This window comes from Allobosea lathyri (genome assembly GCF_900108245.1).
Taxonomy (GTDB): Bacteria; Pseudomonadota; Alphaproteobacteria; order Rhizobiales; family Beijerinckiaceae; genus Allobosea; species Allobosea lathyri.
The window spans coordinates 190,283-201,868 of sequence record NZ_FNUY01000011.1 but is presented as its reverse complement, the minus strand read 5'-3'; the positions used below and the strand labels follow the sequence as shown (position 1 = coordinate 201,868).

The following is an 11,586-nucleotide window of genomic DNA, read 5'->3' as shown; positions in this document are numbered from 1 at the left end:
TGGATCCTGCATGCGGCTGCGACCGGAGCATCCCAATCATGTCTGGTCCTACGACTTTGTCGAGGATCGCACCCATGATGGCCGGAAGTTCCGCATGTTGAACGTGGTCGACGAGTTTACCCGCGAATGCATCGCGATCCGGATAGACCGGAAGCTCAAGTCCACCGATGTCATTGACGTCTTGTCGGACCTCTTCATCCTGCGCGGCGTGCCGGGGCATGTTCGTTTACGACAATGGTCCCGAGTTCGTCGCCAAAGCAGTGCGGGAGTGGATCACAGCGGTCGGCGCGAAGACGGCCTTCATCGAGCCAGGCTCGCCTCGGGAGAACGGCTATTGCGAGAGCTTCAACTCCAAGCTTCGCGACGAGTTCCTCAACGGCGAGATTTTCTACAGCCTCGCCGAGGCCAAAGCTGTCATCGAAAGCTGGCGAAAGCACTACAACACCGTGCGGCCCCACTCATCGCTCGGATACCGCTCTCCGGCACCGGCCGCCATTGTGCAGCCGCCAAACCCATCGCCAAACATGGCCGCGAAGCCGACCATGCATTAGACTGAAACCGGGCCACCCAACGGGGGCAGACCACATGTCGAAAAGCGCGATGCGCGCACGTTAGATTTAGAACGAAATCTATAAGCGACTTAAAAGTCGAACGCAATCTAATTCGAGTTGGGATCGGGGTGACGTTACGAGGCCTGGACGGCGCCTGTCCCGTCTGGCTCTCGGCCTGCCGATCAGCACGGGCGTCCTGGTCCGGCGACCGCGGATATCCGCCTCGACGGCCTGACGCTCCCACCATCGTGCGAAAGCTACCTCGTTTGGTTTGGGCTCAGGCCAGCAGCGCCCGCGTCGAGAAGCCGCTGTCTGTCGCCGCCAGCTCGGCCACGGCCTCTCGCAGCTGCGCAGAACTCTTGCGAAGAAGCGCTCTGGGCCGCTCCGACGGGAAGCGCGAGCCGTCCGACAATCGTCTCCGTCGGGAAGAACGGGACGAAACCAGCTTATCCGAACCCGATCGCCCGAGGACGCCAAGCTTGTCAATCAGGGCGATGCCTGCGCCAGCCTCAACGAGCACGCACGCGATGTTCGATTGTGAGACCTCGACGGCGGGCCGCAGCTGGAGGTCGGCACGCTCTAAGATTCGGTGCGCAAGCGCTCCGAGGGGCAACATCCGGTCGAGGCAGATGATGGGCTGCGGCGACAGATCGTCGATCGTGAGGTACGGCTTTTGCGCCAAAGCTGGGCCGCTCGGCAGGACGCAGCCAAAGCGCGAAGTGCATAGATCTTCCAGGAGGATTCCGGAAACCGCAGCCGCGTCGATGAGCAGTCCGAGTTCGCTCTTGAAGCTCGCCACACGTTGGGCGACATCACGTGCCGTCAGGATTTCAACGACGAACTCGACGCCGGGCTTCCTGCTTCGGAGCCGCGAAATGGCATGAGGCAGGATAGAGGTCGCGAACGCGGCAATCGTCGCAATCCTCAGCGCGCCTGTCCGACCCTCCCTGAGATCGCGGGCGCGCCGCGCAACGGTCTCGATGGAAGAGACGCCTGCACGACATCCGCGTATAGCAGTTCGAATTCCCGCGTCGGATGCAGTCGTTGCTTTTCGCGCCTGAACAGGACGATGCCGATGTGCTCCTCGATCTGTTGCAGCGTACGGCTCACGGCCGGCTGCGACACATTCAGCGCCGCGGCCGCCGCAGTGACGCTGCCCTTTTCGATCACGGCACGAAGCACTGAGAGTTCACGGGAGTCGAATGTCATAATCCACGGACATTAAGTCAGGCGATCTTTGTATTGGCCCGCATGAACCCTTCAGCGTCAAGATCGCTCCCGATCGTTCGCGCGAGTGGGAATCATTGCAATCAAAGCTTGGCTGTGGTTGCCGTCGCTTTTGCAATCAGGCGCGAACGCGGCGTGATTCCACGGCAGGCGGCCCGGACGCTGGAACGGCAGGAGCTCAATCTACCGCCCCCACCGATGAGCTTCACATCGCCCGGTTTCTCCGGCAGCGAGGGAGAGGCTCGTCCAGAAGCGCGGCTGCGGCCATCGGCTATGTAGTCGTTTCGCAGGGTCGATCAGGCCTCCTATTGCAGCCCCTTGCTGGCCCCTGGGATCCGCGAGACGGGGGCTGTGAAGCACAAAAAGGGCGCCAGTTCGAGCGCCCTTTTCCATTGTGTGTCAGTGCGGCTTCGCCTCAGACGAAGCGGAAATCGTCCTGTGTGAGGCTGGCGAGCTGGATGCCCTTCAGCGTCAGCGAGGTGTCGACGTCGATCGAGAACACGGTATCGGCACCGACCTGATCGGCTGCATCCATCGCTGCGTCGAAATCGGCGAAGAGCCCGATCGAGAACTCCAGCACGTCCGAGCTCGCGCCCGTCGTCCTGAAGTCGGTGAGGATGTCCTTGCCGAAGCCCGCGGCGAAGACAAAGACGTCGTGGCCGGAACCGCCGGTCAGGATGTCGTCGCCGGCCCCGCCCTCGATGCGGTCGTCGCCGGAGCCGGCGTCGATCACGTCATGACCCGCTCCGCCGAGAACGACGTCGTTGCCGGAGCCCGCGTCGATCACGTCGTCGCCCTCACCGGCATCGATCAGGTCGGCGCCGGAGCCGGCCTTGATCACGTCGTTGCCGATGCCGCCGAAGACCTCGTCATCGCCCGAGCCGCCCTCGAGCGTGTCGTTGCCCGCACCGCCCCAGAGCGTGTCGTCGCCGGCGCCGCCCTTCAGCGTGTCGTTGCCCGCGCCGCCGTCGAAGGCGTCGTTGCCATTGCCGCCGGTGACGACATCATTGCCGGTGCCGAAGAGCAGCTTCTCGATATTGCTGAAGCTGTTCGTGCCGATGCCCGCGCCCGAGGCCTTGCTAGCGGCGAAGTCGACCGTGATCGCCCCCGTCGCGGCCGAGAGGTCGAGCGTGTCGATGCCGTCCCCGCCATTGATGAAGTCGTTGCCGGCGCTGGCGACGAAGCGGTTGTCGCCGTCATCGCCGATCAGGATGTCGTCGCCCGCGCCGCCGATGACGGTTTCGATCGAGATGAGCTCGTCCGAGCCGGCCCCGGCGCCCTCAGCCGTTCCGGCCGAGAGATCGACCGTGACGCCGGCCGTGTCGGCCGAGTAGTCTGCCGTGTCAATACCCTCGCCGCCATCGAGCAGATCGTCGCTCGCACCGCCCAGAAGGACGTCGTCGCCTGCGCCGCCGAGCAGCTGGTCGTCGCCGGCGCCGCCCTTGAGAAGGTCGTCGCCAGCCTCGCCATGCAGCTCGTCGTCGCCGTCGCCGCCGTCGAGCGTGTCGTTGCCGGCACCCGCCAGCACGGTGTCGTCGCCGAGGCCGGCGAGGATCACGTCGTCACCCGACGTGCCGGTGATCTCGTCGTCGCCCGGCGTGCCGGCCGGCTGCGGGGCAACCGTGACGGTGACGTTGCCGGTCGCGCTGCCGCCCTTGCCATCGGAAACGACATAGGCGAACGACGCCTCGCCGGAGAAGCCCTCGGCGGGGACGAAGACGACATGGCCGTTAGCGTCCAGGGTCACGGTTCCACCGTTGCCTGCGGTGACGGACTGGATCGTCAGGGTGTCGCTGTTCGCATCGCTATCGTTCGCGAGCAGGGTCGCCGGGTCGATCGTCAGCGCCGCACCGTACTCCGTGCCGAGGCCGGTATCGTCGGTTGCGACAGGGGAAGCGTTCGGCGGGTTGATGGTCAGGCTGACCGTGGCTTCGGTCGTGCCGCCACGCCCGTCATTCACCAGCACGGTGAAGCTGTCCTGGCCGATGAAGCCGGTGGTGGGCGTGTAGCGGTAGGTGCCGTCCGAATAGACGAAGACCGCGCCGTGGGACGGCCCCTGCTTGAGGCTGAAGATCAGCGACGCGCCGGCATCCTGATCCGACGCCGTGACCTGACCGGTGACGAGGCTGTTCACCAAGCCGACAGCCTGGCCGTTCACCGCCGTCGGCGCGTGGTTCACGGGCAGCGTATCACCGGCATCGGCGATCTTGACGAAGTGGACATCGTCGAGCGCCACGCCCGCACCCCAGGAATCCTTGATGCCGGTATCGATGAACTCGAACCGGTTCGAGCCGTTGCCGGAGCCGCCGACCACGTCGAAGCTCAGGGTCGTCCAGCCTGCGCTGGTCTGCGGCGGCAGGCCGCTGAAGATGACCTCGCCGTTCCACAGCACGGTCACGCCGTCGTCGTAGCGCCCATTGTCGGAGTCCGAGAGCGCGAAGCTGAACCGATAGGTCGCGCCGGTTTCCGCCTGCGAGACAGTCTGGCCGATCTTGTTGCGGGCCGACTGGCCGGCACCGTCCAGATCGATCCAGAACCGGCCATCCTTGGCGACGACGCCGCCATAATTGTCCAGATGCTGCTCGATGCGCTTGAAGTTGGCATTGGTCCAGCCGAGAATCTGACCGTCCAGGTTGCGATAGCCCCAGTCGGCGCCACCGTTGTAGTTGCCGGACTCGCTGACATCCTCGAAGCTGCCGTTGACGACGAGGTCGGTTCCGATCGCGACCGAGGAGGTCGAGGACTTGACCGTCAGGTCGAGGGTCGCCGTGTCCTTGCCGCCGCGCCCGTCATCCACCAGGAAGGTGAAGTTGTCCGCGCCGCTGAAGCCAGCGTTGGGCGTGTAGCGATAGGTGCCGTCGGTGTAGACGAGGACCGTGCCGTTGGCCGGCCCGGTGGCGAGGCTGTAGATCAGCGCCGTGCCGGCATCCTGATCCGAGGCGGACAGCTCACCGGTGAACACGGTGTCCTTCATGCCCGCGGCATGGCCGTCCGTGGCAACCGGAACCTGGTTCGCCGGCAGGGCGTCACCGGGATTGGCGACCTTGACGAAGCGGACGTCGTCGAGCGCCGCACCGGCTCCCCACGAATCCGAGACGCCCTTGTCGATGAATTCCAGCCGGTTCTTGCCATCACCGGAACCGCCGACCACGTCGAAGCTCAGTGTCGTCCAGCTCGCGCTGCCCTGCGGCGGCAGGCCGTCGAAGATGACCACGCCGTTCCACAGCACCTTCACGCCGTCGTCGTGGTTCACGGCGTCGGAGTCGGAGAGCGAGAAGCTCACCCGATAGGTCGCGCCGGTTTCGACATGAGCGATCGACTGGCCGATCCGGTCGACGGTCGTTCCCGTCTGCGAATGGTCCATGTCGATCCACATCCGGCCATCCTTGGCGACGATGCCGCCATAATTGTCCCAGTGCTGCTCGATGCGCTTGTTGTTGACATTGGTCCAGCCGAGGATCTGGCCATCCTGGTTCCGGTAGCCCCAGTCGCTGGGACCGTTGTTGCCGGAGGATTCGCTGACGTCCTCGAAGCTGCCGTTGACCATCAGGTCGGTGCCGAGAAGGATGCCCTGCGCGACGGTGAAGTTGACGCTCGCCTCGACGATGCCGCCATGGCCGTCATTCACCAGATAGCTGAAGCTGTCGCCCCCGACGAAGCCGGCTGCCGGCTTGTAGTTGTAGGTTCCGTCCGAATTGAAGACGAGCGTGCCATGGGCCGGTCCATCGCCGAGGCGATAGGTCAGCACGTCGGCATTGGCGTCCGTGGCCACGACCTTGCCGTTGAACAGCACGCCCTGGCTGATGACAAGGTCGACATCCGGGGTTTCCGGCGCGACGTTGCCCGGGGTCGGCAGCACCGGATCGGCGATCTTGACGAGACGAAGGTCGTCGAGCGTGGCACCGAAGCCCTCGCCCGCGCCCTCGAAGACGAGGTCGTTCGAGCCATTGCCGGTTCCGCCGGTGACCATGAAGTGAAACTTGCCGCCGGTGACGGAGGGGATGCCTTCATAGACCACCTGGCCGCCCCAGAGCACGCGCACGCCGTCGACGCCCGTCGGCAGATCGGCAAGCGAGAAGCTCAGGCGATAGGCCGCGCCGGTCTCGACGCTCGCGAGGTCGTAGGACAGAGTGCCTTCGGGGAAGCCGCCTGCGGCGACGAGATCGGTGCCGACCGCGACCGTCGACGGGATGGCAAGGGTCGGCGCATTGACGAGCAGGTCCTCGAGGCCCGGCAACAGGGCCCCGACCTCGGCGTCGGTGCCATCCACGGCCAGCGCCGCGAGTTCGGCGCCAGTCAGCGTGAAGCCGTCCGCGGTCGCGATCGAGGCGGGCTGGTAGGCCGGATCGACGCCGTTCAGCAGAACGAGCGCGTCGCTGCCGGCGCGAATGATCAGGTTGTTGCCGTCGCGGATGACGCTGACCCCGGCCGGGGCGATGCCGTCGAAGACGATCGTGCTGGTGCTGTCGAGCGAGACCAGGTCGATGCCGTCGCCGGCGCGGAAGACCACCCGGTCGCCCGTCGCGACGATGACATCGTTGCCCGCGCCGCCGGAGAGCACGTCGGCTCCCTCGCCGCCCGAGAGGTAGTCGTTGCCGCTGCCGCCGATGAGCGTGTCGTTGCCCGCGCCGCCGAAGATCAGGTCTTTGCCGGCGTCGCCGTAGAGCGTGTCCTCGGCGAGGCCGCCGCGGACGATGTCGTCGCCCGACATCGCATAGATGACGTCCTTGCCGGTGCCGCCGTTGACCTCATTGGCCTGATCGGTGCCGTAGGCCACGTCGGCATTGTTGAGCAGCTTTTCCAGCGCCGGACGGGCGAGCTGGGTGTTGTCGTTGATGATGCCGTCGACGCCGAGGTTGAGCGCGTTCTGGACGTCGGCGGCGGTGCCGGCGACCGTCCAGCCATTGACCTCGAGGCCGGCCGCCTGGGCAGCAGCGACCGTCTCCGCCGTGATCAGCGCCATCTGGGGCGCGAGAGCGTCCAACACGCCCATCGAGCCTTGCGCGCTCGTCACGTTAGCGATCTTTGCGTCAGTGATATTGTCCGTCAGCCAGACCAGCGGGAAATCGACGTGGTATTTCGTCTGCATCAGGTCGCGGAGGACGTTGTGGTCCGTCGCGAAGGTCTGGAAGACGATCCGCTCCGGATCGGCGAAGTCATGCGCGACGAGTTTCGAGAGCATGGCATCGTAGGTCGCATAGCCGGAGCTCTTGGTCTCGATCAGGATTCCGAGCTTCCGACCGGTTTCGATCTCCATTTCCTTCGTCAGCACGATCAGCTGCTCGAGGGTGACGATACCCGGCACGGCCGCGCGCACTTCCGCCAGGGTCATGTTCGCGATGCCGATTCCAAAATCGTCATGATGGCTGACCAGGTGCCCGTCCTTGGTCAGGCGGAAGTCGGTCTCGACAAAGTCCGCCCCGTAATTGAACGCCCACTTGTAGGCGTCCATCTCGTTGTCCGTATAGGGATTGGTGCCGCGATGGGCGTAAAGAATGGGCTTGTCAGCCATGACTCATCTCCAAAAATGGCAACAGTCGGTCGTTCCCGGCAGCGGGCTTGCTGCGGGCATGCGTGAAGAACGGGTGTTGATGGCGAGCCGCGCCCGGCCGCGCGCAGGCTCTTTTCGTCCGGCTACGACCTCACGGCCGCCTCCGAACTCTTGACGAACTCGACGCCGGACTGGTCCAGCATCTGTCGGATGGCCTTCGGCGGTTCCGTCTCGCAGAACACGGCGGTGACCTGATCGATGCGCCCGCCATGGACATGGGCCGGGCGCGTGAATTTCGAGGAATCGAGGACGAGGTAGGACTTGCGGCAGCTGCGCAGCATCGCCTCGCGGGCGCGCACCTCCTCCTCCGAGAAATCGAGCAGCGAGCCGTCCTCATCGATCCCGCCGACACCGAAGATCGCGATGTCGACCTTGTAGGACGCGAAGAACGCATCGACCGTCGAGCCGCAGACGTCCAGATCGCCGCCTCGCACGGTTCCGCCCGCGATCGCCAGAGAGAAATCGGAGTTCTGCCCCACCATCAATGCGATCGGCAGGTTGTTCGTCACGATCTTGAGCTGGCGATGCGACAGCAGGGCCTCGGCGACGAACTGCGTGGTCGTGCCGATGCCGAGCGAAATCGACTCGCCGTCGCCGACCTGGCTCGCGACCGTGGCGGCGATGCTCTGCTTGGCCTCGCGATTCAGCACGCGACGGTCCCTGAATGTGAGGTTTCCGCTCCGCGCAAGGCTCTCGATGCCGCCATGTCGCCGCCGCGCGACGCCCTGATCGCAAAGAGCGACCAGATCGCGGCGGATCGTTTGCGTGGCGACGGCGAAATGCGCCGCCAACTCCTCGACGCTGATGAAATCCCTGCTGCGCAGCATCTCGGCGATCGCCATCTGCCGCCCATCCGAGCCCAGCGCCGTGTTCAAGTGAATGCAATTGATGTTCATATGACTGCGATAGCGCGGCCCTGTGACGCTCGTGCGACAGTTAAGCAATGCTTAACTCAAAACAAAAGAAGGCGATAAGCAGCGCAGTGACACAAAAGTAGGCTCCCAACTCCTGGGCAGAAGACCTGGGCAGAAAAATTGAGACGGCAAACGTTCAGGCCTGCCCAGGTATTCGTGAGCCAGTTTAACTGTGCCTTGAAAAATACTTCCAAGCGGGGCGATCATTTTCCGCTCGCGCCCGCGAAGTCGCGTCACCCAAGAACGCGCCCAATTCCATGCGTCAGCCGCGAGCGAATGCCGCTCCGATCGGACCGTTCATTCGAACTTCGCTTATAGGTCAACAACCCCGGGGCACGTAGGAGTCCGTCCCGAAACTCATGAGCCTCGCGCGATGCGTCGGATGAGGATCATGGCTGCGGCGGCGTAAAGGAGCGCGGTCGCCGAAGCGATGGCGACCTCTGCATCCTTCCAGAGCCACCAGTCTCGCTTGATCCAGGCGAAGAAGCGCTCGACGCTCCACCGCCGCGGCGGGATGGCGAAGCTGATCTGATCAGGCTTGCGGCGGACGATCTCGACGGCGATGCGGGTGGCTGTCGCGACGCGCGGGGCCCTGGTAGCCGGCGTCGGCGAAGACCTTCTCGATGAAGGAAAATGAGCGGCGAGGCGGCCGGCAGCAGACCCGCCCGTCGCGATCCTGAATGCTGGCAGGATGGGCGAACAGGACGAGGCCCACCCGTCGGTACCGACGAGGGCGTGGCGCTTGCGGCCCATGATCTTCTTGCCGGCGTCGTAGCCGCGTGGCCCGCCAGCTTCGTTCGTCTTTGCGCGCTGGCTGTCGATGATGCAGGCGCTCGGCGAGGCCGCCCGACCGCTGCGTTCGCGATCGATCATCAGCAACGCATGGTTCAGAGCCTCGAACACGCCCCCGTCCCGCCAAGCCGCAAACCAGCGATAGACCGTGCTCCTGGGCGGACGGTCGCTCGGCAGAAGCCGCCAGGCGACGCCACCGCGCATGACGTGAAATATCGCGTTGACGATCTCGCGCAGCGGCCACGACAGTGGCCGGCCCGTCCGCTTCGGTGCCGGCAGCAACGGTGCAACCAGCCGCCATTCCGCATCCGTCAAATCCGTTTCGTATCGGCGCGATTGCCGGCGAGTGGCTGGGGTCCACATCGCTCGCTCCAAGATGGCCTGAACAACCCCTTGGAATCACGAGCGCCCCAGCCGCTCAACCCTTTCGGGACGGGCCCTGAGAGTCCGCCCGAAACTCATGAACTGCACGCGATGCGTCGGATGGGGCGCCGGGCCTGCCAACCCAGCGCCCAATCGGCGTTAGTCCACCGATGCCCCTACTTGCGCTTGATGAAGGAGGGGCCGAGATGCGGTCGGCGACGGGCAGGGCAGCTTCACCGAGGCGCGGGTCGATGTCCAGGTGAACCCGCTCAACGATGCGCCGGTCGCGCGGGACGAGAGCTACACCAATGCCGGAGGCGCCTATCTTCACGGCACCGAGGACAAAGTGCTCCTCATCCCCTTCGCCGAGCTCATCAAGAACGACTCCGATATCGACAGCCTGACGCTGCGGCTTGAAACCATCGCCTATTCCGAGAACGGCAGCGCCGAGATTCTCGCCAATGGCGACATCTGCTTCACGCCCAACGAGAACTTCTGGGGTGTCGCTTCCTTCCGATACGTCGTCTCCGACGAGCAGGGGCTGGCGGGTGACGGCCTCGTCACGCTCTATTTCGACCCGGTGGCGGATGCGCCCCCAGTCGCGGGCGACGACATCATCCATGTCTACGAGGACGTGCCGACCATCATCCCGCGTGCGGCGCTCCTTGCCAATGACAGCGACATCGACCGCGATCCGCTCTGACGTTGCCCCTCGGTTCTAATCCGGTTTGAAGTTCGTTCTGGCCCATTGAGAGGACCAGGACATGAAGCGCAGCCGCTTCTCGGAAGAGCAGATCATCGCGATCCTGAAGGAACAGGAGACCGGGGTCTCTGTCGCTGATCTGTGCCGCAAGCACGGTGTGAGCGACGCCAGCATCTACAAGTGGAAGGCGAAGTTCGGCGGGATGGACGTGTCGGAGGCCAGGCGCCTTCGAACGCTGGAAGACGAGAACGCGAAGCTGAAGCGAATGCTGGCCGATGCGATGCTCGACAACGTCGCGCTGAAAGATCTGCTGGGAAAGAAATGGTGACGCCCGCCGCCGAGCGGAAAGCCGTCGCGCATCTCGTGGAGATCACGCGATGAGCGAACGGCGGGCGTGTAAAGCCATCGGCTGCTGCCGCATGACCGTCCGATACCAATCCGCGCGCCCTGACGATCGCGCTCTGCGGGATTGCATGATCGCGATCGCCCGCGAGCGCCGACGCTTCGGGTATCCCCTGGCCGACAGGCAATTGCTTGCAATTGCCGTAAGGCGGCGTCTGCATGTTCTGCTCAAACGCGAAGGCCATGTCGTGAACCACAAGCGGCTCTTCCGGCTCTATCGTGAGGAAAAGCTGACGGTGCGTCGGCGCGGGGGGCGTAAACGGGCCATCGGCACCAGAGCGCCGATGCTGGTGCCCCTCGGGCCCAACGAGCGCTGGTCGCTCGACTTTGTCTCCGACCAGTTCACCGATGGCCGCCGCTTCCGGATCCTGACCATCGTGGATGACTGCACGCGCGAGAACCTCGCGCTCGTCGCCGACACCTCGCTATCGGGGCTTCGGGTCGCTCGCGAACTCGACCGCGTGATCGCCGAGCGAGGCAGGCCGAAAATGATCGTCAGCGACAACGGCAGCGAGTTCACCAGCAACGCGATCCTGGCATGGGCCGATCGGGCCCGCGTCGAATGGCACTACATCGCGCCAGGCAAACCGATGCAGAACGGCTTCATCGAAAGCCTCAATGGTCGCCTGCGAGACGAACTGTTGAACGAGACGCTGTTCTCGTCCCTCTCGCAGGCGCGCACGGCATTGGCCAACTGGCGCGTGGACTACAACACCGCACGCCCTCACTCGCAACTCGGATGGCAGGCCCCCACGGCGTTCGCCTCGACCTTCACCCCGCGCCGGGCCCTGACGCTGCGCTATGCGACAAGCACAGCACTAGAGCTCGTCGCTTCACCAGCCCGAACGGGCTCCACAACCGCCAGAAACGAACTCAGCGCTGGATAAAAACTGGGGGCAACGTCAGCTCTCCATCGCCGGTGTTGCCATGTCGTTGGGCGCGCGGGGCACGGTGGCCTTCAACGGGGCGGGCGATATCCTCTTCACGCCTGCGTTCAATTCCACCCGTCCCTCCGGATTTCTAAATCTCCTCCAAGTGTTTGGCGTCCAGGCGTTTTCTGACGTTTGAACATGCTTGGAGTAT

The 11,586-nt window shown here is 64.5% G+C and carries 5 protein-coding genes and 4 pseudogenes; 4 read left to right on the top strand and 5 right to left on the bottom strand.

The window, feature by feature from the left end; all coding sequences use genetic code 11:
• Window positions 1-551, top strand: a pseudogene (locus tag C4S73_RS22700) (IS3 family transposase); the annotation flags it as partial.
• Between the two features lie 277 nt (window positions 552-828).
• Here the strand turns inward: C4S73_RS22700 and C4S73_RS22695 are convergent.
• The 5 genes and pseudogenes from C4S73_RS22695 to C4S73_RS22675 all read right to left on the bottom strand — a co-directional run bounded on the left by C4S73_RS22695 (window position 829) and on the right by C4S73_RS22675 (window position 9,398).
• The gene (locus tag C4S73_RS22695; protein WP_244595736.1) at window positions 829-1,440 is read right to left on the bottom strand and encodes a LysR substrate-binding domain-containing protein; all 612 of its coding nucleotides are present in this window, start codon (window positions 1,438-1,440) and stop codon (window positions 829-831) included.
• A gap of 35 nt (window positions 1,441-1,475) precedes the next feature.
• A complete protein-coding gene (locus C4S73_RS22690; protein ID WP_103874857.1) occupies window positions 1,476-1,760 on the bottom strand; it encodes a helix-turn-helix domain-containing protein in 285 nt (94 codons plus the stop codon).
• Between the two features lie 433 nt (window positions 1,761-2,193).
• Window positions 2,194-7,290: an Ig-like domain-containing protein gene (locus C4S73_RS22685; RefSeq protein WP_103874856.1), complete on the bottom strand. Its 5,097-nt coding sequence runs from the start codon at window positions 7,288-7,290 to the stop codon at window positions 2,194-2,196.
• A gap of 122 nt (window positions 7,291-7,412) precedes the next feature.
• Window positions 7,413-8,171: a DeoR/GlpR family DNA-binding transcription regulator gene (locus tag C4S73_RS22680; protein ID WP_244595733.1), complete on the bottom strand. Its 759-nt coding sequence runs from the start codon at window positions 8,169-8,171 to the stop codon at window positions 7,413-7,415.
• A gap of 429 nt (window positions 8,172-8,600) precedes the next feature.
• A pseudogene (locus tag C4S73_RS22675) lies at window positions 8,601-9,398 on the bottom strand (IS5 family transposase).
• A gap of 253 nt (window positions 9,399-9,651) precedes the next feature.
• On the opposite strand from C4S73_RS22675, the pseudogene C4S73_RS22670 reads away from it, so the two are divergent.
• The 3 genes and pseudogenes from C4S73_RS22670 to C4S73_RS22665 all read left to right on the top strand — a co-directional run.
• Window positions 9,652-9,996 (top strand): annotated as a pseudogene (locus C4S73_RS22670) (cadherin-like domain-containing protein); the annotation flags it as partial.
• Window positions 9,979-10,101 carry a cadherin-like domain-containing protein gene (locus C4S73_RS29110; RefSeq protein WP_425290366.1) on the top strand — a complete coding sequence of 41 codons (123 nt, stop codon included), beginning with the start codon at window positions 9,979-9,981 and terminating at the stop codon, window positions 10,099-10,101. The pseudogene C4S73_RS22670 and the gene C4S73_RS29110, both read left to right, overlap by 18 nt.
• Before the next feature lie 61 nt (window positions 10,102-10,162).
• A pseudogene (locus C4S73_RS22665) lies at window positions 10,163-11,390 on the top strand (IS3 family transposase).
• Window positions 11,391-11,586: the final 196 nt, after the last annotated feature.

What these genes read in the sequence shown, in the direction of transcription:
- C4S73_RS22680 (WP_244595733.1), bottom strand. Translation starts at nt 8,171, where the DNA reads ATGGCGATCGCCGAGATGCTGCGCAGCAGGGATTTCATCAGCGTCGAG.
- C4S73_RS22685 (WP_103874856.1), bottom strand. Translation starts at nt 7,290, where the DNA reads ATGGCTGACAAGCCCATTCTTTACGCCCATCGCGGCACCAATCCCTAT.
- C4S73_RS22690 (WP_103874857.1), bottom strand. Translation starts at nt 1,760, where the DNA reads ATGACATTCGACTCCCGTGAACTCTCAGTGCTTCGTGCCGTGATCGAA.